Source organism: Rhodococcus sp. A14 (assembly GCF_011603105.1).
GTDB classification, from domain to species: Bacteria; Actinomycetota; Actinomycetes; order Mycobacteriales; family Mycobacteriaceae; genus Rhodococcus_F; species Rhodococcus_F opacus.
Genome location: NZ_JAAOQS010000054.1, coordinates 34,735 through 60,134, shown reverse-complemented (window position 1 = coordinate 60,134; position 25,400 = coordinate 34,735). Strand labels below are relative to the sequence as shown.

At 68.6% G+C, this 25,400-nt stretch carries 21 protein-coding genes; 9 read left to right on the top strand and 12 right to left on the bottom strand.

Translation table 11 applies throughout. The features are described from left to right. Positions 1-3: 3 nt before the first annotated feature. Entirely contained in the window at positions 4-1,284 is a 1,281-nt protein-coding gene (locus G9373_RS25520; protein ID WP_005261287.1) for a glutamate-5-semialdehyde dehydrogenase, read from the bottom strand. A 114-nt stretch (positions 1,285-1,398) separates the two neighbouring features. Between G9373_RS25520 and G9373_RS25515 the strand changes: the two genes are divergently transcribed. From G9373_RS25515 to G9373_RS25475, 9 genes are all read left to right on the top strand, one after another. Continuing rightward, positions 1,399-2,499, top strand: a complete 1,101-nt coding sequence (locus G9373_RS25515; protein ID WP_167117337.1) for an NADH:flavin oxidoreductase/NADH oxidase — start codon at positions 1,399-1,401, stop codon at positions 2,497-2,499. Positions 2,500-2,742: 243 nt separating this feature from the next. Further along, the gene (locus G9373_RS25510; protein ID WP_005561353.1) at positions 2,743-4,212 is read left to right on the top strand and encodes an MFS transporter; all 1,470 of its coding nucleotides are present in this window, start codon (positions 2,743-2,745) and stop codon (positions 4,210-4,212) included. Positions 4,213-4,221: 9 nt separating this feature from the next. Next, positions 4,222-5,088 (top strand): ribokinase, encoded by an 867-nt coding sequence (locus G9373_RS25505; RefSeq protein WP_065491744.1) that lies wholly within the window; start codon positions 4,222-4,224, stop codon positions 5,086-5,088. A gap of 56 nt (positions 5,089-5,144) precedes the next feature. Beyond that, positions 5,145-7,244, top strand: coding sequence for a RecQ family ATP-dependent DNA helicase (locus G9373_RS25500; RefSeq protein ID WP_005575160.1), 2,100 nt, complete (start codon positions 5,145-5,147; stop codon positions 7,242-7,244). Positions 7,245-7,395: 151 nt separating this feature from the next. Beyond that, a complete protein-coding gene (ectA, locus tag G9373_RS25495) occupies positions 7,396-7,908 on the top strand; it encodes a diaminobutyrate acetyltransferase (protein ID WP_005575162.1) in 513 nt (170 codons plus the stop codon). Between the two features lie 27 nt (positions 7,909-7,935). After that, complete coding sequence (ectB, locus tag G9373_RS25490) at positions 7,936-9,198, top strand: diaminobutyrate--2-oxoglutarate transaminase (protein ID WP_005575164.1); 1,263 nt, start codon at positions 7,936-7,938, stop codon at positions 9,196-9,198. 19 nt (positions 9,199-9,217) lie between these two features. Beyond that, positions 9,218-9,616, top strand: coding sequence for an ectoine synthase (locus tag G9373_RS25485; protein ID WP_005261294.1), 399 nt, complete (start codon positions 9,218-9,220; stop codon positions 9,614-9,616). Positions 9,617-9,626: 10 nt separating this feature from the next. Next, positions 9,627-10,562 (top strand): D-isomer specific 2-hydroxyacid dehydrogenase family protein, encoded by a 936-nt coding sequence (locus tag G9373_RS25480; protein ID WP_005575166.1) that lies wholly within the window; start codon positions 9,627-9,629, stop codon positions 10,560-10,562. 21 nt (positions 10,563-10,583) lie between these two features. Next, on the top strand, positions 10,584-11,411 hold the full coding sequence (locus tag G9373_RS25475; protein ID WP_167117334.1) for an NAD-dependent protein deacetylase: 828 nt from the start codon (positions 10,584-10,586) through the stop codon (positions 11,409-11,411). 3 nt (positions 11,412-11,414) lie between these two features. Here the strand turns inward: G9373_RS25475 and proB are convergent, their stop codons facing one another. The 11 genes from proB to G9373_RS25420 all read right to left on the bottom strand — a co-directional run bounded on the left by proB (position 11,415) and on the right by G9373_RS25420 (position 25,277). Then, on the bottom strand, positions 11,415-12,515 hold the full coding sequence (gene proB, locus G9373_RS25470; protein WP_133984479.1) for a glutamate 5-kinase: 1,101 nt from the start codon (positions 12,513-12,515) through the stop codon (positions 11,415-11,417). Beyond that, on the bottom strand, positions 12,512-13,972 hold the full coding sequence (gene obgE / locus G9373_RS25465; protein ID WP_005572497.1) for a GTPase ObgE: 1,461 nt from the start codon (positions 13,970-13,972) through the stop codon (positions 12,512-12,514). The genes proB and obgE overlap by 4 nt, the downstream gene beginning before the upstream one ends. Positions 13,973-14,115: 143 nt before the next feature. Continuing rightward, the gene (gene rpmA, locus G9373_RS25460; RefSeq protein ID WP_005248077.1) at positions 14,116-14,379 is read right to left on the bottom strand and encodes a 50S ribosomal protein L27; all 264 of its coding nucleotides are present in this window, start codon (positions 14,377-14,379) and stop codon (positions 14,116-14,118) included. Positions 14,380-14,421: 42 nt separating this feature from the next. Next, entirely contained in the window at positions 14,422-14,733 is a 312-nt protein-coding gene (gene rplU / locus G9373_RS25455) for a 50S ribosomal protein L21 (protein ID WP_005248081.1), read from the bottom strand. Between the two features lie 206 nt (positions 14,734-14,939). After that, entirely contained in the window at positions 14,940-18,335 is a 3,396-nt protein-coding gene (locus tag G9373_RS25450) for a translation initiation factor IF-2 N-terminal domain-containing protein (RefSeq protein WP_167117332.1), read from the bottom strand. Positions 18,336-18,792: 457 nt separating this feature from the next. After that, entirely contained in the window at positions 18,793-19,212 is a 420-nt protein-coding gene (gene ndk, locus G9373_RS25445; RefSeq protein ID WP_005248085.1) for a nucleoside-diphosphate kinase, read from the bottom strand. Positions 19,213-19,230: 18 nt separating this feature from the next. Further along, complete coding sequence (locus G9373_RS25440) at positions 19,231-19,641, bottom strand: DUF4233 domain-containing protein (RefSeq protein WP_005248087.1); 411 nt, start codon at positions 19,639-19,641, stop codon at positions 19,231-19,233. After that, on the bottom strand, positions 19,638-21,065 hold the full coding sequence (locus G9373_RS25435) for a folylpolyglutamate synthase/dihydrofolate synthase family protein (RefSeq protein WP_005261300.1): 1,428 nt from the start codon (positions 21,063-21,065) through the stop codon (positions 19,638-19,640). Before G9373_RS25435 ends, G9373_RS25440 begins: the two co-directional genes overlap by 4 nt. Further along, a complete protein-coding gene (locus G9373_RS25430; RefSeq protein ID WP_120660651.1) occupies positions 21,062-23,770 on the bottom strand; it encodes a valine--tRNA ligase in 2,709 nt (902 codons plus the stop codon). Before G9373_RS25430 ends, G9373_RS25435 begins: the two co-directional genes overlap by 4 nt. Positions 23,771-23,825: 55 nt before the next feature. Further along, the gene (locus tag G9373_RS46670; RefSeq protein ID WP_231137662.1) at positions 23,826-23,978 is read right to left on the bottom strand and encodes a hypothetical protein; all 153 of its coding nucleotides are present in this window, start codon (positions 23,976-23,978) and stop codon (positions 23,826-23,828) included. A gap of 138 nt (positions 23,979-24,116) precedes the next feature. Continuing rightward, entirely contained in the window at positions 24,117-25,277 is a 1,161-nt protein-coding gene (locus G9373_RS25420) for a sugar diacid recognition domain-containing protein (RefSeq protein WP_206032608.1), read from the bottom strand. Between the last annotated feature and the right edge of the window lie 123 nt (positions 25,278-25,400).

Genomic DNA, 25,400 nt, shown 5'->3' with positions numbered 1-25,400 from the left:
GGTCTAGACCGGGCGGGTGTGCCCGTCACCCCAGACGATCCACTTGGTGGAGGTCAGTTCGGGGAGCCCCATCGGGCCACGCGCGTGCAGTTTCTGCGTGGAGATCCCGATCTCGGCGCCGAATCCGAACTGCTCGCCGTCGGTGAAGGCGGTAGACGCGTTGACCATGACGGCGGCGGCATCGACCCGGGCGGTGAACTCGCGGGCGGCGGCGAGGTCGGAAGTCACGATGGCCTCGGTGTGGCCGGTTCCGTAGCGGTCGATGTGCTCGACCGCGGCATTCAGGTCGTCGACGACCTTGAGCGCCACGTCCAGGGTGAGGTACTCCTCCGACCAGTCCGACTCGGTCGCGGGCACCAGTCCGGGCAGGTCCCCGTGGACCGTCACGCTGTGCGTCTGCAGGGCCTGCAGCAGCTTCGGCACCGCCGTCTCGGCGATCGCGGCGTCGATCAGCACCGTCTCCGCGGTGTTGCAGACACTCGGTCGCCGCGTCTTGGAATTGAGCAGGATCCGTTCGGCCATCTCGAGGTCGGCTGCCGAGTGGACGTAGACGTGGCAATTGCCGACGCCCGTCTCGATGGTCGGGACTGTCGCGTCGCGCACCACGGCGCTGATCAGGCCGGCGCCGCCGCGGGGAATGACGACGTCCACGAGGCCGCGGGCCTGGATCAGGTGCGTCACGCTGGAGCGGTCGTCGCTCGGCAGCAACTGCACCGCGTCCTCCGGCAGCTGCTGCGCCGCCAGCGAGGCCCGCAACGCCACCACCAGCGCCGCGTTCGACTTCGCCGCGGACGAGGAGCCGCGCAGCAGGGCCGCGTTGCCGGACTTCAGTGCCAGCCCGAACGCGTCGACGGTGACGTTGGGGCGGGCCTCGTACACCATGCCCACCACGCCGAGCGGGACCCGCAGCTGACGAAGTTCGAGACCGTTGGGGAGCGTCGAGCCCCGCACCACTTCACCGACCGGGTCGGGCAGACCGGCCACCTGGCGCAGTCCGGACGCGATCCCCTCGATCCGCTCCGGGGTCAGCCGCAGGCGGTCGAGCAGGGAGTCCTCGGTGCCCGATGCCCGGGCCGTCTCGATATCGGCCGCGTTGGCGGCGAGGATGTCGGCGGAGGCGGCGAGCACGGCGTCGGCCGCCGCATGGAGCGCCGCATCCTTCTGCGCGGTGGTGAGCAGCGCGAGGACCCGCGACGCGGTGCGGGCGCGACGGGCCGCTGCGTGGACGGCTTCACGGGTATCCACCGTGGCACCGGCCGACGAGGTGGAAGTCACTGCAGTCATGAAGACAGCCTATATACCGGGGCCTGTACACCGCGGAGCGGGAACGACCGGGAATGATTTGGTCCCCCGCGCAGGTTGCGACTGGTCGAGACCATCAGAGGCAGGAGTGCTGTAGTGAGCGTGTTGTTCGAACCCATCACCTTCCGCGGAGTCACCGTCCCCAATCGGGTGTGGATGGCGCCGATGTGCCAGTACTCGGCAGACGTGACGGGCCGCGATGTGGGAGTGCCGGGCGACTGGCACCGGACCCACCTCGTGACGCGCGCTATCGGCGGTGCCGGCCTGATCCTCACCGAGGCGACGGCCGTCAGCCCGGAGGGCCGCATCAGTCCCGCCGACCTCGGCATCTGGAACGACACCCAGACCGAGGCCTTCGCGGAGATCAACGCACAGCTCGAGTACTTCGGCGCGGTCCCGGGCATCCAGCTCGGTCACGCCGGGCGCAAGGGCTCCGCGCACGTCCCGTGGCGCGGGGGCGGGAGCCTCGACGGCGACGATCGGCTGTCCTGGCAGACGGTGGCGCCGAGCGCGATCGGTTTCGGCGACCACACCCCGCCGGCCGCGGCGACGACCGCCGATATCCGGAAGGTGGTCGCCGATTTCGCCGCCGCCGCCGAGCGGGCGTCGCGGGCCGGTTTCAAGGTGGTGGAAATCCATGCGGCACACGGCTATCTGCTGCACCAGTTCCTCTCACCGGTCAGCAATCACCGCACCGACGAGTACGGCGGCAGCTTCGCGGGCCGCATTCGCCTCCTGCTCGAGGTTGTCGACGCGGTACGCGGGGTGTGGCCGGCCGAGTTGCCCGTCTTCGTCCGGGTCTCGGCCACCGACTGGCTGTCCGAGGAGCCCGGCCTCGACGCGGACAGCTGGACGCCGGATCAGACCGTTTCCCTCGTGCAGGCCCTCGCCGACCTCGGCGTCGACCTCGTCGACGTCTCCAGCGGTGGCGTCGCGTCCGCCCGGATCCCGATCGGGCCCGGCTACCAGGTCGCGTTCGCCCGCCGCATCCAGAACGAGACCACGGTCCCGGCCGCCGCCGTCGGGCTCATCACCGAGCCGGAGCAGGCCGAGCGGATCGTGGAGTCGGGAGAAGCCGTCGCCGTGTTCCTCGGGCGCGAACTGCTGCGCGACCCGTACTGGCCGCGAAAAGCCGCACTGGTATTGAATGCCCAGGTGACGCCGCAGATTCCGGCGCAGTACGCACGGGCGTACTGAGGCTCGGGCCGACAAGCCCGCACATCCTTTGCTACGGTAATCGCTCTTACAGCTGGTAGTCCCGCACCCCGGACGGTGGGGCGGGACCGAGCCACGAGCCAGAGCCGATCGGCGGGGGCCGCATCGCGCCGAAGGGCCGTGGGTTGCCGAACCCGACCAGCAATCGCCGTGCGGGCGACGAAAAGATGCGTGCATCAGGTACGTGCCCCGCGCGGGTGATAACTGCGCTGGGGAGCGCACGACATGAATGCACCAGATCACTCGATCACGTCGGCCGAGGTGGCCGAATCACCTGATGTCACGGTCACCGACGAGGCCTCCGTCAAACGAGCCGTCAAGGCCACCATGCTCGGTAACGCCATGGAGTGGTTCGACTTCGGCGTGTACGCCTACCTCGCGACCACCATCGGCAAGGTGTTCTTTCCCGAGGCCAGCGGTACCGCACAGCTACTGTCGACGTTCGCGATCTTCGCCGCGGCGTTCATCGTCCGTCCCCTCGGTGGGCTGTTCTTCGGTCCGCTCGGTGACCGGATCGGCCGCAAGAAGGTGCTCGCCACCACGATCATCCTGATGGCGGGCAGCACGTTCGCCATCGGCCTGATCCCGAGTTACGGATCCATCGGGCTCGCGGCGCCGATTCTGCTGGTGCTGTTCCGGCTCGTGCAGGGATTCTCGACGGGCGGCGAGTACGGCGGTGCCAGCACGTTCGTCGCCGAGTACGCGCCGGACAAGCGCCGCGGGTTCTTCTCGAGCTTCCTCGAATTCGGAACCCTCGCGGGGTATGTCGCGGCCGCGGGCCTGGTCACCGTCATCAGCACCGTGGTCAGCGCCGACGCGCTGGTGGACTGGGCGTGGCGAATTCCGTTCCTGCTCGCCGGTCCGCTCGGCCTGATCGGCCTCTACCTGCGGCTGCGGCTCGAGGAGACGCCTGCGTTCCAGCAGATGGAGCAGGCCGAAGAGCGTTCGCTCGCAGACGAATCCACGGGACGCAAACTGCGCGAGACCCTGGTGGAGAACTGGCGTCCGCTGGTGCTGTGCGTCATCCTGGTCGCCACGTACAACATCGCGCACTACGGCCTGCTCAGCTACATGCCGACGTACCTGTCGAACACGCTCGGCTACGACGAGTCGCACGGCCTCGTCCTCATGATCATCGTGATGCTCATCATGATGGTGTGCATCAGCTTCGTCGGAAAGCTGTCCGACCGGGTGGGTCGTAAACCGTTGCTGCTGGCCGGTTTCGTCGGATTCTTCGCGCTGTCGCTGCCCGCGTACCTGCTGATCGGTGTCGGGCACTACTTCACCGTCTTCGTCGGCCTCGCGATGCTCGGCGGGCTGCTGCTGCTGTTCGTCGGCGTCTTCCCGTCGGTCCTTCCCGCGCTGTTCCCCACCGGAATCCGCTACGGCGGGCTGGCGATCGGATACAACCTCGCGGTGTCGATCTTCGGTGGCACCACCCCCCTCGTCCTCACGGCGCTGCAGGACGCGACGGGCAGTGACCTCGTCGCGCCGATGTACATGATGGTCGCGGCCGTCATCGGCGGTATCGCGGTTCTGCTCATCTCCGAGACCGCCCGGAAGCCGCTGGAGGGTTCGCCGCCCGCCGTGGCCACGGACGCCGAGGCCCGCCGCATCCTGAAGCGTCTCCGCCGCACCAAGGGCGACGCGTCCGCGACACCCGCACAGGAGACGGCAGCCGCCGACGCGGGTTAGTCTCGGGATATGTCCGCTCCCAGGGTCGCCGTGGTCGGCAGCATCAACATGGACCTGCTGACGGCGGCCGAGCGGTTGCCCGCGCCGGGAGAGACGATCCTGGGCAACGCCTTTGCCGCCACCCCCGGTGGCAAGGGCGCCAATCAGGCGATCGCCGCGGCGCGGGCCGGTGGCGCCGTGACGTTCATCGGCGCCGTCGGCTCCGACGTGTTCGCTCTCGACCTGCGGCAGGCCCTGGTGGACGCCGAGGTCGACACGCGGTACCTGCGCGAAGTGGACGGGCCGAGCGGGATCGCGGCGATCACCGTCGACGCCGCCGGTGAGAACAGCATCGTCGTGGTTGCGGGCGCCAACAGCACCGTGGTGGACCTGACGACGGCCGAACTCGCGGCCGTCGCGGACGCCGACGTCCTGCTCTGCCAACTCGAGATACCTCTGGGCACCGTGCTGGCCGCGGCGGCGCACGCCGCGGCACACGGTACCGTCGTGATGTTGAATCCCTCACCGGCGCAGACACTTCCGCCTGAACTCGTCGAGCTGGTCGACGTACTCCTCGTCAATCAGACCGAGGCCGGGCAACTCGGCGCCGAGGTCATCGGCGCCGTCGCCCACGTCGTGACCACGCGGGGGTCGTCCGGCGCGGACTACGCGGGCAGCGACGGCACCGCGATCCACGCCGACTCCCCCGAGGTCGAGGTCGTCGACACGACCGGGGCGGGCGACGCGTTCGCCGGCGCCCTGGCCATCTCGTGGCGGCGCGGGCCCGCGGCCGCCGTCCCGTTCGCATGCACGGCGGGCGCGCTCGCCACCACCCGCCGAGGCGCGTCCACGTCGTCACCGACCCTGGCCGAGATCGAGGCGGCACTGCCCGGCTGAGCGCTCCTGCCGCCGCCCGGATCCTCCGTGTCACCCGTGTCGGGCACCATGGGGGCATGACGACCGCCACCGAACCCGCACTACGTGACGAGGCCGAACGGCTGCTCCGCGAGCTGGCAGGCGAGCACGCCACCCTCCGCGACGACCAGTGGACGGCGATCGAGGCGCTCGTGGTGGGCCGCAGACGGGCGCTGGTCGTCCAACGGACGGGCTGGGGCAAGTCGGCGGTCTACTTCATCGCGGCGAAGCTCCTGCGGGCGCACGGGCACGGCCCCACGGTCATCGTGTCGCCGCTCCTGGCCCTCATGCGGAACCAGGTGGCCTCCGCCGAGCGGGCGGGCGTGCGCGCCGCCACCATCAATTCCGGCAACGTCACCGAGTGGGACGACATCCACGCCCGGGTCGCGGACAACGAACTCGACGTGTTGCTGGTCAGCCCCGAGCGTCTCAACAATCCCGACTTCCGCGACCAGGTGCTCCCCTCCCTCGCCGCCGACGCGGGCCTCGTCGTGGTCGACGAGGCGCACTGCGTGTCGGACTGGGGTCACGACTTCCGTCCCGACTATCGGCGGATCCGCACGCTGATCGCCGAACTGGGCGAGGGAATCCCCGTCCTGGCCACCACGGCCACGGCGAACGACCGCGTCGTCTCCGACGTCTCCACGCAGCTCGGGGTGGGTGGCGCCGAAACCCTCGTCCTCCGCGGCGGCCTCGAACGCGAGTCGCTGCACCTGTCGGTCGTGCAGATTCCGGAGGCCACCGCCCGGGCCGCGTGGCTCGCCCAGAAGCTCGACAGCCTGCCCGGCTCGGGCATCATCTACGCACTCACCGTGTCGGCGGCCCGGGATCTGGCGAGCCTGCTGTCCGAGCAGGGCCACACGGTCGCCGCATACACCGGGCAAACCGACGCCGCCGAGCGCGAGACCCTCGAGCAGGACCTGCTCGGCAACCGGGTCAAGGCCCTCGTGGCGACGTCCGCGCTCGGCATGGGGTTCGACAAGCCCGACCTGGGGTTCGTCGTGCACCTCGGTGCGCCGTCGTCCCCCATCTCCTACTACCAGCAGGTCGGGCGTGCCGGACGGTCCACCGACCGCGCCGAGGTCATCCTGCTGCCCGGATCCGAGGACAGGCAGATCTGGAGTTATTTCGCCTCGGTGGCGTTCCCCCGGGAGCACGTGGTGCGGCGGGTGATCGAGGTCCTCGACACCGAGCGGCCGCAGTCCACGCAGGCGCTCGAGCCGCTGGTGGAGCTGGGCCGCACCCGGCTCGAGATGGTCCTGAAGGTCCTCGACGTGGACGGTGCCGTACGCCGGGTGCGTGGCGGCTGGGTGGGCACCGGGGAGCCCTGGACGTACGACGCCGACCGGTACGAACGCCTCGAACGCGCCCGCGAGTCCGAGCAGCAGGCGATGATCGACTACCAGCGGATCACCACGTGCCGGATGGCGTTCCTGCGCGAGCAGCTCGACGATCCGGGTCTGGCGGCGGGCGCCTCGGAGTGCGGGCGGTGCGACAACTGCACCGGAGTGCGCCACGACGCGACCGTGGACGCCGAGGCGGTGCAACAGACCAGAACGCGCCTCGAGCGCCCAGGCGTGGACCTGGCGCCCCGTAAACAGTGGCCCACGGGCCTCGCGAAGCTCGGCGTGACGCTGTCCGGGAAGATCACGGATGGCCCCGAACCGGGGCGCGTCCTGGGCCGGCTGTCCGACCTGGGCTGGGGTCAGCGGCTGCGTTCCCTGCTCGACGAACCGGACGGGCCCGCCCCCGACGCCGTCCTGAAGGCCTGCATCCAGGTGCTGGCCTCCTGGGACTGGACCGAGCGGCCCACCGCTGTCATGGCCGTCGAATCCGCCACCCATCCTCTCCTGTCGGCCTCGATCGCGGGGCAACTCGCCGCCGTCGGACGCCTCACCGACCTGGGAGTTCTGCGGCTGCGCCCGGAGCATCCGCCGGTGTCCGCGGCCAACTCCGCCTACCGGGTGGCCGGGCTCGTCGACGCCTGGGAGGTCCCCGGCCTTCCCGACGGCGCCGGTCCGGTGCTGCTCGTCGACACCCTCACGGACACCGGCTGGACCCTCACGATGGCCGCCAGGACGCTGCGCGCGGCGGGTGCCGCGTCGGTCCTCCCCTTCGCGCTCGCGAGTCTCAAATAGGCGAAGTGTGTCGCTTGCGATTCACCCAAAAGTTACATAATGTGATGAGCATCACTTTGCACGTCTCACCTGCAAGGCTCCGCCACCTGAACTGTCCAATTTCGCGAGGCACGTGAAATCGAAGGGGATGGTTGTTAGGTTCGAATTTCCAATGACGCCTGTTCAGAAGAGTGCCATCCCGACCACCGCGCCGGACGCGGTGTTGTTCAGAAGTCCAGAGATCACTGACGGAGTCCGGCTCTGGGAGATCGCCAGGAACACGGAAGTGCTCGATCTCAATTCGAGCTACGCATACCTGTTGTGGTGTAGAGATTTCAGCCGCTCGTCGGTCGTCGCAGTCGTTGACGAGCGCGTCGTGGGTTTCGTATCAGGGTTCATCCGCCCCGAAGCCCCAGCGACGCTGTTCGTCTGGCAAGTAGCCGTAGACGCAGACCAGCGCGGCAAGGGAATTGCAGGTCGCATGCTGAGCGCGCTGCTCGACCGACTTGCACCCGAAGGGATTACCCATCTTGAAACGACGATCAGCCCCGACAACGAGGCCTCGATCGCGCTGTTCACAGCATTGGCGCGTCGCCGAGACACGGCGATCAACAAGCAAGAACTGTTCTCCCCAAACGATTTTCCCGATGGACACGAAGCCGAAGATCTGTACACGATCGGCTAAGAGCATGCCCCGGAGGAATGCAGCAACATGACTAACTTCGATACGAACATTTTCGACAACCTCGAATCCGAGGTTCGCAGCTACAGCCGCGGCTGGCCCGCCGTCTTCGAGTCGGCGTCCGGATCGTGGATCCGCGACGAGAACGGTCGCGACTACCTCGACTTCTTCGCCGGTGCCGGTTCGCTGAACTACGGCCACAACAACCCGGTCCTGAAGTCGGCGCTCGTCGACTACATCGTCAGCGACGGCATCACGCACGGTCTCGACATGTCGACCGTGGCCAAACGCGACCTGCTCCAGACGTTCCAGGACAAGATCCTGAAACCCCGCGGTCTCGACTACAAGGTCCAGTTCCCCGGACCCACCGGCACCAACACGGTCGAGGCCGCACTGAAACTGGCGCGCAAGGTGACGGGTCGTTCGTCGATCATCAACTTCACCAACGCTTTCCACGGAATGACGCTCGGCGCCCTGTCTGTCACCGGTAACTCGATGAAGCGCGCCGGCGCCGGAATCCCGCTGGTGCACGCCACCCCGATGCCGTTCGACAACTACTTCGACGGAGTCACCGAGGACTTCCACTGGTTCCGCCGCGTGCTCGACGACTCGGGTAGTGGCCTGAACCGTCCGGCCGCCGTGATCGTCGAGACCGTGCAGGGTGAGGGCGGCGTCAACGTCGCCCGCGCCGAGTGGCTGCGCGCCCTCGCGGACCTGTGCGCCGAGCGCGAGATCCTGCTGATCGTCGACGACGTCCAGATGGGCTGCGGACGCACCGGGCCGTTCTTCTCCTTCGAGATCGCCGGCATCACCCCGGACATCGTCTGCCTGTCGAAGTCGATCGGTGGTTACGGCCTGCCGATGGCGCTGACGCTGTTCAAGCGTGAGCTCGACGTGTGGGGACCGGGCGAGCACAACGGCACGTTCCGCGGCAACAACCCGGCGTTCGTCACGTCGAAGGTGGCGCTGGACCACTACTGGTCCGACGACACCCTTCACCAGTCGACGCTGAAAAAGGGCGAGAAGATCCACCAGGCGTTCACCGATCTGGCGAACCAGTTCGAGGGCTCCATCTCCACCCGCGGTCGCGGCCTCGTCCAGGGCCTCGTGTTCGACGAGCCGGAGAACGCGGGCAAGGTCTGCAAGCTCGCCTTCGACGAGGGCCTGCTCGCGGAGACCTCCGGACCGTCGGACGAGGTGGTCAAGCTCCTGCCGGCGCTCACCATCACCGACGAGGAACTGGACCACGGACTCGCGATTCTCGCCGACGCCACCGGCAAGGTTTGCAGCTAGAGAGAGGACTGACACTCACATGATCGTTCGCACCACCGCAGAAATCACCGACACCGAGCGCGACATCACCAGCGAGGACGGAAACTGGCGCAGCAAGCGCATCATCCTCGGCGGCGACAAAGTGGGCTTCTCGTTCCACGAGACCACGATCAAGGCGGGCTCGGTCAACGAGTTCCATTACGCCAACCACGTCGAGGCCGTCTGGCTCGTCGAGGGAACCGGCAAGTTGATCGACCTCGACAACGACAAGGTCTACGAACTCGGCCCCGGTTCGATGTACCTGCTCAACGGTCACGAGCGTCACCGTGTCGAGCCCGACACCGAAATGCGCATGCTGTGCGTGTTCAACCCGCCCGTCACCGGGCGTGAGGTCCACGACGAAAACGGTGTCTACCCGTTGGTCGAGGTTCCCGCGTAAGTTCGACCCCATGGCCGACGACGCTGCTGTTCCAGCTATAGCCATCGGACCCGCCCCGGACCCGCTCCTCGAGGATGCGGTGCGCCGGGGCGGCGCCCGTGTGGCACCCTTCGAGTCCGCGGACGCCCTGGTCTGGACCGCGGGTCCGATCGGGTTCCCGGACCCGCTTCCCGAGAACATCCGCTGGGTGCAGTTGAACTCCGCGGGTGTCGAGGAGTGGTTCGCCGCGAAGGTGATCAGACCTGACACCACCGTGCTGTGGACGTCGGCGGCGGGCGCGTTCGCCGCCACCGTCGCCGAGCACGCTCTGACGCTGCTGCTGGCCGGGGTGCGGGCACTACCGGAGCACCTCGAGGCGAAGACCTGGCGTCAGCAGGAGTTCTTCTCGAAGATCGGCACCCTGCGGGGCACCACGGTCGCGATCGTGGGTGCCGGCGGAATCGGCCGGGCACTGATCCCGATGCTCGCGGGTGTCGGGGCCGACGTCATCGCGGTGAATCGCTCCGGAAGCCCGGTGCCGGGCGCGATCGAGACGCTCCCCACCACCCGTCTCGGCGAGGTGTGGGCCCGCGCGGACCACTTCGTGATCGGGGCTCCCGCCACCGACGCCACGCACCATCTGGTCGGGGCGGCGGAGTTCGCGCAGATGAAGCCGACCGCGTGGGTGATCAACGTCGCGCGCGGCTCGCTCGTGCACACCAACGCACTGGTGAAAGCGCTGCGGGACAAAACGATCGGCGGTGCGGGACTCGACGTCACCGATCCCGAGCCGCTTCCCGACGGCCACCCGCTGTGGGATCTGCCCAACGTGATCATCACCCCCCACGATTCCAACCCGCCTGCGGTCCGGCCCCCGGCGTTCGCCGAGCACGTGGCGCTGAACGTCGCCCGCTTCGTCGCAGGTGAGAATCTCACCGCTCTGATCGATCCTGTCGTCGGGTACTGAGCCGGCGCTACCCTGGAGTGCGTGTTCGCCCGACTGATCGACGTACTCGGTGGCCGGCGCCTGTGTGTGATCACCGGCGCCGGCATCTCGACCGACTCCGGAATTCCCGACTACCGGGGTCCGGAGTCGCCGCCGCGCAATCCCATGACGTACCAGCAGTTCACCGGGGACTCCGACTTCCGCCGCCACTACTGGGCGCGCAACCACCTCGGCTGGCGGCACATGGACGCCGCCCGGCCCAACACGGGCCACCGCGCGCTGGCGGGGCTCGAACGGGCCGGTGTCGCGCGTGCCGTCATCACCCAGAACGTCGACCTGCTGCACACCAAGGCCGGCAGTCGCCGGGTGATCGACCTGCACGGCACGTACGCCCAAGTCCGGTGCCTGGCGTGCGACGCCCTGATCTCGCGGGCGACGCTCGCCGACCGGCTCGAGCGTGCGAACCCCGGTTTCGCCGAAACCGTCGCTGCCGCACATGGAGTGGAGATCGCACCGGACGCCGACGCGGTGATCACCAGCACCGAGCATTTCCGGATGGTCGACTGCGAGGCGTGCGGCGGACTTCTCAAACCCGACATCGTGTACTTCGGCGAATCCGTCCCGAAACCGAGGGTCGCCGCCGCCTACGACGTGGTCGACGAGGCCGAGGCGCTCCTGGTGGCCGGCTCGTCGCTCACCGTCATGTCGGGACTGCGGTTCGTCCGGCACGCCGCCAAGCGCGGAATCCCCATCGTCATCGTCAACAGGGGAACGACACGCGGCGACGAGTTCGCCACCCTCACCCTCCACGCCGGTTGCTCGGAGGCACTCACCGCACTGCTCGACGCGTCCTCCGCGCTGCCCGCGTGACCGTCAGAGCGGCACCAGATCGTCCGCGTGGACGACGGGGCGCTGCATCTCCGCGGGCAGTTCCTGGGTCGACTTGCCCAGGATGTCGCTGATCTCGGCGGAGTCGTACGCCACCACACCCCTGGCCACGGGACGCTCGTCGGGGCCGAGGAGCGACACGACGTCGCCGCCGTAGAACCGCCCCGACACCGCGCTGATCCCCGCGGGCAGCAACGACCGCCGTTTGGTGACGACGGCACGCACAGCGCCCTCGTCGATGTGCAGGATCCCCTGCTCGTCCGCGGCGTGGCGTACCCAGAACTTGCGCGCCGACAACCGGGACGGCCGGGCCGCGAATGCCGTCCCCACCCCGGCGTCCCGTAGCGCTGGCCCTGCGTCCGAGGCGGCGGCGAGCAGCACGGGCACGCCGGCATCGGCCGCGAGGCGCGCTGCCGACAGCTTGGACGCCATCCCGCCGGTGCCGAGAGCGCCGCCCGAGCCTGCGACCACCCCGTCGAGATCCTCCGGGCTGTTCACCTCGGGAATCAGCGTCGCATTGCCCTTGCGGGGGTCGCCGTCGTACAGCCCGTCGACATCCGACAGCAGGACCAGCGCGTCGGCGCCGACCAGGTGCGCGACCAGCGCCGCGAGCCGGTCGTTGTCGCCGAAGCGCAGCTCCGCCGTCGCGACGGTGTCGTTCTCGTTGACGATCGCGACCGCGTGCAGCGCGCGCAGGCGGTCGAGAGTGCGTTGCGCGTTGCGGTGCTGCGCGCGGCGGGCGATGTCGTCCGCGGTGAGCAGCACCTGCCCGACGGTGCGCCCGTATCGGGCGAACGACGTGCCCCAGGCGTGGGCCAGCGCCAGCTGGCCGACGCTCGCGGCGGCCTGCTTCGTCGCCAGGTCCCGCGGCCGCTTGGTCAGCCCCAACGGAGCCAGACCCGCGCCCACGGCCCCGGACGACACGACGACCACGTCGGAACCGGCACGCATCCGTGCCTCGATCGCATCGGCCAGCTCGTCGAGGCGACGGACGTCGAGCCCGCCGACCAGACTGGTCAGCGCGGACGATCCGATCTTCACGACAATGCTGCCCGCCGACGCGATCGTGCGCCGGGTGGCGCTCACTGGTCTTCGGGGTCGAGGCCTTCGAGACCGCGACGGACCCTGGATGCGTGCTTGCGTTCGGTCGCGCCGATGCGCTCGACCTGATCCAGACGCGGGTCGGTACCGCGGCCGGTGCGGGTGAGATCGACGCCGGCCGGTGTCTGGGGCTCCCAGTCGAAGCTCACGTTGCCGATCGTGACGGACGCTCCCGGCTCCGCACCCTGCTTGACGAGCTCGGTCTCCACGCCGAGTCGCGCGAGGCGGTCGGCGAGGTAGCCCACGGCCTCGTCGTTGTCGAACTGCGTCTGCCGCACCCAGCGCTCCGGCCGCGTGCCGCGGACGATGAACCCACCGGGGATCTCGGGGTCGGCGACGACGCTGAAGCTGTTTTCGTTCGCGATCACCGGGCGGATCACCTGACGCTTCGGCTCGGCCTTCGGGTGCGCCTCACGGTAGTCCGCAACCAGCTTCGCCAGCGCGAACGTCAACGGGCGCAATCCCTCTCGGCTGACAGCCGAGATCGTGAAGACAGGCCACCCGCGGGCCTCGAGATCGGGGGTGACCATCTCGGCCAGCTCGGCCGCCTCCGGCACGTCCGCCTTGTTCAGGATCACGATGCGGGGCCGGTCCGCGAGGTCACCGAGCCCGGCGTCGCCGGACAGCGCGCCCTTGTACGCGGCGAGTTCCGCCTCGAGTGCGTCGATGTCGGAGATCGGGTCGCGGCCCGGGTCGAGCGTCGCGCAGTCGACGACGTGGGCCAGCACGGCGCACCGCTCGAGGTGGCGCAGGAAGTCCAGTCCGAGCCCGCGGCCGTCGCTCGCGCCGGGGATCAACCCGGGCACGTCGGCCACCGTGAACGTGGTGTCGCCGCTCGACACCACACCGAGGTTCGGCACGAGCGTCGTGAACGGGTAGTCGGCGATCTTCGGCTTCGCCGCCGACAGCACGGACACGAGCGAGGACTTACCCGCCGACGGGAACCCGACCAGCCCGACATCGGCCACGGACTTCAGTTCGAGGACCAGTTCCCGCTCGACACCGTCCTCACCGAGGAGCGCGAAGCCCGGCGCCTTGCGCGCCTTCGACGACAGGGCCGCGTTGCCGAGTCCGCCGCGGCCACCCTGGGCGGCCTCGAAGCGGGTGCCGACACCGATGAGGTCGGCGAGGATACGCCCGTCCTCGTCGAGGACGACGGTGCCGTCGGGGACCTTCAGGATCAGGTCGTCGCCCTGGGCGCCGTCACGGTTGCTCCCCATCCCCTGCTTGCCGTTGGTGGCCTTCGCGTGGGGGTGGAAATGGAAGTCGAGGAGGGTGTGGACGTTGCCGTCCACCTCGAGCACGACGTCACCGCCACGCCCGCCGTTGCCGCCATCCGGGCCACCGAGTGGTTTGAACTTCTCCCGGTGTACGGAGGCGCAGCCATTGCCGCCTTTTCCGGCGCTGACGTGCAGCACGACGCGGTCAATGAATCGGGACATGACTGCCGGATCCTTCCTCAGCCAATTGTGTTGATCTCACTCTTGAAAAAAACAATAGGGGCGGACCGGGTATCTCGACCCAGGTCCGCCCCTATTGGGAGCTTGAAACGTCCCTCACGGGACGATGCATACTCGCGGCAGGACTAGGCCTCTGCCGCCGCCGGAACGATGTTCACGGTCTTGCGTCCACGCTTGGTGCCGAACTCGACGGCACCGGCAGAGAGCGCGAAGAGCGTGTCGTCGCCGCCACGACCGACGTTGACGCCGGGATGGAAGTGGGTTCCGCGCTGACGCACCAGGATCTCGCCGGCGCTGACGGACTGGCCGCCGAAACGCTTCACGCCGAGTCGCTGAGCATTTGAATCGCGACCGTTACGGGAGCTGGATGCACCCTTCTTATGTGCCATGTTCTTGACCCTCCTCGGGTGAAATCAGCTCTGAAGCTCTAGCTACTTGATGCCGGTGACCTTGAGGACCGTCAGCTTCTGCCTGTGGCCCTGACGCTTGTGGTAGCCGGTCTTGTTCTTGAACTTGTGGATCCGGATCTTCGGGCCCTTGGTGTGCTCGACGACCTCACCCGTGACCGAGATCTTGGCCAGCTTGTCGGCGTCGGTCGTCAGATCGGATCCGTCGACGACGAGAACGGGAGCAAGCGAGACAGCAGTGCCGGGCTCACCCTCGATCTTCTCGACCTTGACGAGGTCACCAACAGCGACCTTGTACTGCTTTCCGCCGGTCTTGACGATCGCGTACGTTGCCATCGGAGGGCTACCCCTTGCTTCTTCGAACTTGCTCGCGCCACAGTGTGCGCGACTGGTCTGGTGTGACGGCTAGCTCGGTCGAGATCGCGCAGCCTTCACAGGTGAGGGCACAGCTGACCTTCATCGCCGAGTAGCGACTGGTCAAGGTTACAGGAAGGCAACCGTTCCGTACAAACCGGCGTCGATTGCCTTCCCGCGCTCCCTCGTCAGTTGTCGGCGTCCACCGGCGGGCCGGCGGGACGTGCCGCCGCCCGGCGGCGCCGCGGCCTGCGCGGCGCTGCCTGCGCATCCGCGCCGTCGGGCGAGGACGCGGGCGGTCCGCTCACGGCCGAAGCCGACATGGCCGGTTCCGGCTCCGGTGCGTGCTCCGCGCCGGTCTCCGATGTCGGGATCACGAACACGGTCCCGGCGCTCGGGGTTTCGGACACCGGCGCGGCCGCTGCCCTCGACACCCGACGACTCCTGCGCCGCGGCGGGGCCACCGGCTCCGGTTGGGGCTCGGGCTCGCGCTCCACGACGGGTTCCGGGGTCTCGGCGACCGGAGCCTCTTCGGCCGGCGCAGGTTCGACGACCGGCTCTTCGGCCACGGCTTCCTCGACGACAGCTTCCTCGACGACGACTTCCTCCGCCTCGGGTGCCACGACGGCTTCCGCGGCGACCGCTGCCGGGGCCTCGGCCATGGCTTCTTCGATGCCGGGCAGGTCAGCCGCCGGCGTCTCCGCCTCCACGGCGACCGGCTGCTCGGGCTCGGGAACCGCCGCCGCGGGCTGCGCGGCGGATTCCGCCTCGTGCCCGCTGTGTGCGTGCGCGGCCTCCTCCTCGTGATGGTGGTGTGCCATCGCGAGAGCGACCGGGTGGGCCCGCTTGACGGTGGCGTCCACCGTCGGGGTCTCCTCGTGCACGGGAGGCTGCGACGTCTCCCCGCCGGACGACTTGTCGCGTCCCCGCTTCTTGCGGGAGCCACCGGAGTCGCCGCCGCGGGACGACCCGCCGCGCGCACCGTTGTCCTCGGAGGCTTTCACCTCGATCGGCTCGGCGTGGACGAGGATGCCCCGGCCGTGGCAGTGCTCACACGTCGTCGAGAACGCCTCGACCAGTCCGGTGCCCAACTTCTTCCGCGTCATCTGGACCAGACCGAGCGACGTGACCTCGGACACCTGGTGGCGGGTGCGATCCCGGCCCAGGGCTTCCGTCAGCCGTCGCAGCACGAGGTCGCGGTTCGATTCGAGCACCATGTCGATGAAGTCGACGACGATCATGCCGCCGATGTCGCGCAGGCGCATCTGCCGGACGATCTCCTCGGCCGCCTCGAGGTTGTTCCGGGTGACGGTCTCCTCGAGGTTTCCGCCGGCACCGGTGAACTTGCCGGTGTTGACATCGACCACGGTCATGGCCTCGGTGCGGTCGATCACGAGCGTGCCGCCGGACGGCAACCAGACCTTGCGGTCGAGCGCCTTCGCCAGCTGCTCGTCGATGCGGTGCGCCACGAAGACGTCGACACCGTTGTCCGACGTGTGCTGCTCGAGCCTCGGCATGAGATCGGGGGCCACGGACTTGATGTACGACTCGACCGTCGACCAGGCCTTCTCGCCCTCGATGACGAGCTTGGAGAAGTCCTCGTTGAACAGGTCGCGGATGACCTTCACGAGAAGGTCGGGCTCCTCGTACAGGGCCTGCGGGTTACCGGACTTGCCGGATTCCGCCTTCGCGGCCTGCGCTTCGATCCCGGCCCACTGGTCCTGCAGGCGCTTCACGTCGCGAGCGAGTTCCTCCTCGCTCACACCCTCCGACGCGGTCCGGATGATGACTCCGGCGTCCGAGGGCACGATGTCGCGCAGGATGTCCTTGAGGCGCTTGCGCTCCGTGTCGGGGAGTTTGCGGCTGATGCCGGTGGACGTGCCGCCCGGCACGTACACCAGGAAGCGGCCCGCGAGACTGATCTGCGTGGTCAGCCGCGCACCCTTGTGCCCGACCGGGTCCTTGCTGACCTGAACCAGCACCTGATCGCCCGGCTTGAGAGCCTGCTCGATCTTGCGGGAGTTGCCGCCGAGCCCGGCGGCCTCCCAGTTGACCTCACCCGCGTACAGCACGCCGTTGCGGCCGCGGCCGATGTCGATGAACGCGGCTTCCATGCTGGGCAGCACGTTCTGGACGCGTCCGAGGTACACGTTGCCGACCATCGATGCCGACGCCGACGTGGTCACGAAGTGTTCGACGAGGACGCCGTCCTCGAGCACGGCGACCTGCGTCGTCGCGTGCGGTTGCCCGGTGGCGATGCGGTCGCGCACCACCATCACGCGGTCGACGGCCTCGCGGCGGGCCAGGAACTCCGATTCCGTGAGGATCGGCGGACGCCGGCGGCCGGCATCCCGGCCGTCACGGCGACGCTGACGCTTCGCCTCGAGCCGCGTCGAACCGGTGATGCCCTGGACCTCGTCCTTCGAGCGGCTCTTGTTGCGAGGTTCACGCTCGTGGACGACGGTGTTCGGCGGATCGTCCTCGGACGTGGCCTCTCCCGCCCCCTCGCCACCGGACTTGCGACGACGACGGCGACGGCGGCGACGGCTCGACCCGTCGGAGTCGCCCTCACCGGCCTCTTCGTCACCGGACTCCGCCTCGGCCTGCTCGGCCTCAGCGGGCTTCTCCTCGGATTCCTTCTTCGGCTTCTCTTCGAGCTCCCGAGCCGGTGTCTCGGCGACCTTCTCCTCGCGCGCGGATTCCCGCGCGGATTCCTCGGCCTCGGGACCCTCGGTGTCGGTGTCGGTGTCCTGCTCGTTCTGCTGTTCGCCCCGTCCGCGACCACGGCCGCGACGGCCGCGGCGACGACGACGCGGCTGGTCGCCGTCGACGTCGGACTCGTCCGTCTCGGTCTCGGCGGTTCCGGTGTCCGTGGCCTTCGCGGTCTCGGGCACCTCGTCGTGCGATTCGACGACGGGCGGCTGCTCGGTGGTGGGTTCCGGGGTCCCGGCGTCCCGGCGACTGCGGCGGCGACGCGGCGGGGTCTCGACCGCCGCGAGGTCGGGCTGCAGGAAGAGCGGGACCTGCGAGACGGCGGGCGGGGTCTCCACGGCGGGCTCGGCGGCGGGCGCCTCGACCTGGTAGGACGCGGTGGTGAACAGGCCACGTCCGAGGTCGCGCTCGGAAACCGCGGCCTCCTCCGCGACGGGTTCCTGGGCGGGAGTTTCCTCGGCGGGAACCGCCGGAGCGGGAGTCTGCTCGACCGCCGCTTCCTCGACGTCGGCAGCCGCGACCGGTTCCGGCGCGACCTCGACGGCCGGTTCGGCGGCCGGGGTTTCCGCGACCGGTTCGGCGGCCGGGGTCTCCGCGGCCGGTTCGGCCGCTGCGGGTGGCTCGGTGGGAGCGTTCTGCGCAGCGGTGAAAGCTGCGTGCACACGCTCGGCGACGTCGCGTTGCAGGCTCGACTGCGCGCTGCGCAGTTCGGTTCCGAGGGCCGCAGCCTCGGCGAGAACCTGCTTGCTCGTCACGCCCAGCAACTTCGCGAGGGCGTGAACGCGAATCTTCTCCGGAAGAGCGGGAACCGCGCTCCCGGCGGTGGCCGATTCGTTCGGCTCTGAATTTGTGGGCGGCGCTTGATCGGCCACGTAGTCTCCTCAGCCCCCGGGCGCGTCCACTCCCGTGTCTGGGGGTGTCACGCGGCCACGCGAGGGCGCAGTGTGTGTACTCGCGCCCCAGATGTGAGCGCGAGATTGTCTGGTCTCGCTCCACACAGCGCGTGCAGTGTCCGTTTTCACTGCACACCCATGTAGTGCCTTGCGGATGGCCGTCGTCCGCGGCGCGAGCGCCTGATCATCCAGCGTGCCGAAACGCCCAGGTATTTCCTGTTGACGCAGGGGCAGCGATGAAGGGCATCGAGCCGTGGTGTCATCCGGTCGAAGCCACGTGGTGCACAAATTGCGGTCCGACCACCCTCAGTATCCCACACGTGTGCCGCAGTCCGTGCCAGCGGCGCACGTATCGGTCTGGAACATGTTCCGCACGCGAGGGCGCCGCCGGCCCGGAGGGCAGGCCGGTGGGTCGAGGGGTGGGTGGAGAGGTAGATCAGTTGGCGGCGAGGTGCGGGAACCAGAGGGCGATCTCGCGCTCGGCGGACTCGACCGAGTCGGAGCCGTGCACCAGGTTCTCCTGGGCTTCGAGCCCGAAGTCACCGCGAATCGTGCCCGGAACGGCCTTCTCGACGGGGTCGGTGCCGCCGGCGAGCTGACGGAACGCCGCGATCGCCCGCGGACCTTCGAGCACTGCCGCGACGAGCGGGCCGCCCGTGATGAATTCCAGCAGGCCCGGGTAGAACGGGCGGCCTTCGTGCTCGGCGTAGTGGGCGGCTGCGATGTCGCCGGGAGCGGTGCGCAGGTCGAGCGCGGAGATCGTCAGACCTTTCCGCTCGATACGACCGAGGATTTCTCCTACATATCCGCGGGCAACGGCATCGGGCTTGATCAGTACAAGGGTGCGCTCAGTCACGGCGCACAGCCTAAATGGTCAGCCCCGCTGCCCCGGCAGCAGGCCCCGCTCCATTCGCTGGCGGACATTCCGGCGGAAGTAGAGAAGGTATCCCCACAGGATGGCGAAGACCACTCCGACCGAGCCGATCGACACGTGGACGAAGAACCCGAGCAGGAGCCCCACCTGCAACAACAGGTTGTACTTCATCGCCCAGGGGCGGCCCTGCAGGCCCGCCCCGAGGATCATGAGCACCGCCAGCCCCACGAGGTACGTTCCGGACCACCAGGTCAGTCCGCCGCCGACCGTCGCGACGACCGGCAGGGCGAGAAGCACCACGATCGCTTCCAGAATCAGAGATCCCGCGACCACACCGCGGAATCCCTTCCACGGGTCCTTGGTCGGCGGCCCGAACTCCGGTTCCGAAGCACTCGAGTCTGGCTCGCTCACGCTGGGTCCTTTCCGAAGAGGGTGCGGGCCGCACCGGCGGTCACCACGGATCCGGTGACCACGACGCCCGCCCCCGATACTGCTTCACCCGGCTCGGCGACCTCCTCGGCCAGTCCGATGGCCGTTTCCAGCGCGTCCGCGAGTGTGGGCGCCACGACGACGCGTTCGTCGCCGAACTTGGCGACCGCGAGATTGGCGAGATCGTCGACGTCCATGGCCCGCGCCGAACCGTTGTTCGTCACGACGAGCTCGTCGAACACCGGTTCCAGCGCCGACAGGATGCCGTCGACGTCCTTGTCCCCCATCACGCTGACGACGCCGACCAGCTTGCGGAAGTCGAACTCGGCGGTCAGGGCGGCGGCGAGCGCACGAGCCCCGTCCGGGTTGTGCGCGGCGTCGAGGAAGACGGTCGGGGCGCTGCGCACACGTTCGAGCCTGCCCGGATTGACGACCGAGGCGAACGCCTCCCGGATGGCCTCCTGGTCGAGCTGCCGTTCCGGGCCCGCACCGAAGAACGCCTCCACGGCCGCGAGCGCGAGCGACGCGTTACGCGCCTGGTGCTCCCCGTGCAGGGGCAGGAAGATGTCGGTGTAGACCCCGCCGAGGCCCTGGAGTTCGAGCTGCTGGCCGCCGACCGCGATCTGCCGGGCCAGCACCGTGAACTCGGAGCCCTCCCGCGCGACCGCGGCATCCACCTCGACGGCCCGGCGGAGCAGCACCTCCATCACTTCCGGCGTCTGCTCGGCGAGGATCGCGACGGCGTCGCGGGGCACGAGCGCGTCCTCGCGGCCCTTCTTGATGATGCCGGCCTTCTCCTCGGCGATCCCGGCCAGGTCATCGCCGAGATACTCGGCGTGATCGAGGCTGATCGGGGTGATCACCGCGATCTCGCCGTCGATGACATTGGTTGCGTCCCAACGCCCGCCGAGACCCACCTCGACGACGGCGACGTCGACGGGTGCCTCCGCGAACGCGGCGTACGCCATCGCGGTGAGCACCTCGAACTTGCTCATCGCCGGGCCGCCGGCCGCCTGCGACTGCTGGTCGATCATCTGCACGTACGGTTCGATCTCCCGGTACGTGTCGACGTACCGGCGGGGCGACACCGGGCGCCCGTCGATGCTGATGCGCTCGGTGGCGAGCTGCAGGTGCGGGCTGGTGGTGCGGCCGGTGCGCCGGTGCAGCGCCGTGAGCAGCGCGTCGATCATCCGCGTCACCGACGTCTTACCGTTGGTGCCGGTGACGTGGATGGCGGGATAGCCGTGCTGCGGCGAACCGAGCACGTCCATCAGGGCCGCGATCCGGGTGAGGGACGGCTCGATCTTCGTCTCGGGCCACCGCTTGTCGAGTTCCGCCTCGACCAGTGTCAGCTCCGCGAGGTCGACAGGACTGACTTCCTCCGGCGTGAAGTCGGGCGAGGTCACGCGCCTTCCAGCTCCTTCAATCGCTTGGTGATGCGTTCGATTTCTTCCGTCGCGATCTGCTGACGCGTACGGATCTTCTCCTTGACGGCGTCGGGGGCCTTGGCCAGGAACGCCTCGTTGGACAGCTTCGCGGTGGTTCCGGCGAGTTCCTTCTGCGCGGCCGCGAGATCTTTCTCCAGCCGCGCCTTCTCGGCGCCCAGGTCGACGTTGCCCGACGTGTCGAGATCGACGGTGACGGTCGCCTTGCTCAAGCGCACCTCCACCGACGCGGACACCGCGAAACCGTCCTCCGGGTCCGTCAGACGCGCCAGCGACGTGACCGCGGCGAGCTGCGTGTCCAGATCGGCCTCGGCGATGCCGCTGATCCGCGCGGGCACCCGCTGCGAGGGCTTGAGCCCCTGGTCGCTGCGGAATCGGCGCACCTCGGTCACCAGTCGCTGCATGTCCTCGACACGCTGCGCCGCAACCGCATCCGCGGCGGTCTCGCTCGACTGCGGCCACTCCGCCACGACGACGGATTCGTTCTCGGTGAGCGCCTTCCACAGGGTCTCCGTGACGAACGGGATCACCGGGTGGAGCAGGCGCAACAGGGCGTCGAGGACGTTGCCGAGCACGGCCCGCGTGTTCGCCGCGACCGTGTCGTTCTCGGCGAACTGCACCTTGGCCAGCTCGAGGTACCAGTCGCAGACCTCGTCCCACGCGAAGTGGAACAGTGCCTCGCACGCCTTGCTGAACTCGTACCGGTCGAATGCGGCGTCGACCTCCCCGCGCACCTGCTCGAGGCGGTCGAGGATCCACCGGTCGGCGTCGGTCAGTTCGCCGCGTCCGGGCAGTGGTGCCGGCGCGGCCCCGTTCATGAGGGCGAACTTGGTCGCGTTGAACAGTTTGGTCGCGAAGTTCCGCGACGATTGCGCGTGGTCCTCGCCGACGGACAGGTCGCTGCCGGGGTTGGCGCCGCGGGCCAGCGTGAAGCGGAGCGCATCGGCGCCGAAGCGGTCGACCCAGTCGAGCGGGTCGATGCCGTTGCCCCGCGACTTCGACATCTTCTTGCCGAACTGGTCGCGGACGAGGCCGTGCAGGAACACGTCCTGGAACGGCATCTGCGGTCCGGACTTGCCTTCGCTGAACACCCCGTCGCTTCGCTCGCCCCGCCCAGTGATGGCGTCGTCCTCCGACACATACGTGCCGAACATCATCATCCGCGCCACCCAGAAGAACAGGATGTCGTAACCGGTGACGAGAACACTTGTGGGATAGAACTTCTCGAGCTCGGGCGTCTTCTCGGGCCAGCCCATGGTCGAGAACGGCCACAACCCGGAGGAGAACCAGGTGTCGAGGACGTCGGGATCCTGCACCCAGCCCTCGGGCGCGGTCTCGTCCGGTCCGAAGCATGCGACCTCGCCGTCGGGGCCGTACCAGATCGGGATCCGGTGACCCCACCACAGCTGACGCGAGATGCACCAGTCGTGCATGTCGTCGACCCAGGCGAACCATCGCGGTTCCTGACTGGCCGGGTGAATGACCGTGTCACCGTTGCGCACCGCGTCGCCGGCGGCCTTCGCGAGGGACTCGACCTTCACCCACCACTGCAACGACAGGCGCGGCTCGATGGACTCACCGGTGCGCTCGGAATGTCCGACACTGTGCAGGTAGGGCCGCTTCTCCGCGACCACGCGACCCTGCTCGGCGAGCGCCTCACGCACCTTGACCCGTGCCTCGAAGCGGTCGAGACCGTCGAATTGCGTTCCCGTGTCGGCGATCTTGCCGGTCTTGTCCATGATGGTCGGCATGGGCAGGTTGTGCCGCAGGCCCATCTCGAAGTCGTTGGGGTCGTGCGCAGGCGTGATCTTGACGGCGCCGGTGCCGAACTCGGGATCGACGTACTCGTCCGCGATGATCGGGATGTCGCGCCCGGTGAAGGGGTGCTCGAGCGTCGTTCCGATCAGGTGCTTGTAGCGCTCGTCGTCGGGGTGGACGGCCACGGCGGTGTCGCCGAGCATCGTCTCGACACGGGTGGTCGCGACCACGACGTGCGGCTCGTCGTCGCTCAGGGAGCCGTACCGCAGCGAGACCAGCTCGCCCTCGACGTCCTCGAACTTCACCTCGATGTCGGAGATCGCCGTCTGCAGCACTGGCGACCAGTTGACGAGACGCTCGGCCCGGTAGATCAGGCCGTCGTCGTACATGCGCTTGAAGATGGTCTGGACGGCGCGGGACAGCCCGTCGTCCATGGTGAACCGGTCGCGGCTCCAGTCGACGCTGTCACCGATGCGGCGCATCTGGCCGCCGATGGTGCCACCGGACTCGCGCTTCCAGTCCCACACCTTGTCGATGAACAGCTCGCGGCCGAAGTCTTCCTTCGTCTTGCCGTCGACGGCGAGCTGCTTCTCGACCACGGTCTGCGTCGCGATGCCCGCGTGGTCCATGCCGGGCAGCCACAGCACCTCGTAGCCCTGCATCCGCTTGCGGCGGCTCAGCGCGTCCATCAACGTGTGGTCGAGCGCGTGACCCATGTGCAGGCTGCCGGTCACATTGGGCGGCGGCAGGACGATGGAGTAGCCCGGCTTGTCGCTGTGAGGGTCCGCGCGGAAGTAACCGGCGTCTACCCAGCCCTGATACAGATCGTCCTCGACGGAACTGGGGTCCCAGCTCTTCGGGAGGGCATCGGCACGGTTCTGGGGATTTTCTGGAGCTGCACTGGTCACCCGTCGAGTCTAATGAACGCACGGACGACCGACGACGGGGCTACCGTCCGCCTCGCTACTGGTCGCTGAACAGCGCGCGGTGCACCTCGGTGGCGGTGCGATGCTCCGGGTCGACGGGGCGCAGCGCCTCGCCTGCGTCCTCGCCGCCTGCCTGGGATCCTGCGGTGGTGTGCAGCTCGGAGAAGAGCTGCACGTGGTGGTCGTTCAAGGGATTCCTCCGGTTCGTCTGCCGCATCCAGTGCAGCAACCACTCGAGAGTGTCGAGTATGCATCGAGAATGCCGCCGATCGGCGGCGACACGGCGATCGGCGCGCCGGTGGTGTTCACCCACACGCCGGCTGAAGGCTCAGCCGGCCCGCCGCGCCACCACACAGGCGAGGTAGAGCGTCATGCCCAGACCCGGTTCGTCCAGCGGGCGACCGAGGAGCCGGGCGATCTTGTCGAGCCGGTTGGCGAGGGTATTGCGGTGGACGTGCAGCCGCTTCGCCGCCCGGCTGGAGTTGAACCCGCACTCCCCCCAGGCGATCAGCGTCTCCTGCAACTGCGGCCAGTCGTTGTCGGTGGCCAACGCGCCGAGCACGGCCCGTGACAGCCTGTCACGGGTCTCCGCAGGTATCACCGAGACGGCCTGATGGAGGCGGAACCGGTCGATGTCGTAGACCTGGCCGCGTGGGTCGAGAACCGCGCCGAGCCGGAGCGCGTCGTACGCGTCCTGGGACGACAGATTGAGGTGCTCGACCCCGTGCGCGATCGAGCCGATCCCCACGCGGGTGTCCCATCCTCGTTCCCGGATCTGGGACACATACTTCCGGCACCGGTCCGTCAAAGCCGAATCCGCAGCCGGGATCGGTGCGGTCACCACGGTGGTGACCGCGATGACCTGTCGGGCGAGCGGTGCGACCAGATCGGTCGCGGAGTCGAAGGTGTCCTGCACGGCGCGCAGGACCTCGAGGGACACGGGCCGTCCCTCCACGGCGGCGTCGTCGGTGTGACTGTCGTAGCTGATCAGCACCATGACCCGGGGACGGCGCAGGTCGTATCCCAGACCCGTTGCCCGCCGGGAGATCTGGGCCTCGGTGAACGTGGAGCGATGCCAGTCACAGATGTCGCGGAGCAATTCTTCCGCTGCCCGCTCGTAGGTCAGCCGGGTACCGATCCGCGAGGCCTCCTGCATCAGGATTTCGGTCTGCCGCTTGACCACCAGCCCGAACTGTTCGACCTGCTCGGGTGAACCGGACAGCCCGATGGTGCCCACCACGTCACCGTCGATGACGAGCGGAATGGTGACGCCGGGCAGACTGCCGACGAGGTCGCGGACGTCCGCTGCCGAGTGCGCGATCATGCGCCGTGCACGGATCACCTCGATCGATGCCTCGTGGAACTGGCCGATGCGACGTTCGTCCCCGCTGCCGACCACCGTTCCGGCCGCATCCGTGATGAGCACGTTGAACCCGATGACGTCGGTGATCTCGTTCGCGATCTGTTGCGCCAGAGCCTCACTCAGCATCGACTGCCCTTCCGAACGCTTGTGGGAGTTGTGCACATCGCACAATTGGGTATCGATCTCAGTGTAGATCAAGGGCAACTCGCCTAGTGACTACGGTCACATGACGTTCCTACGATGGGTTCA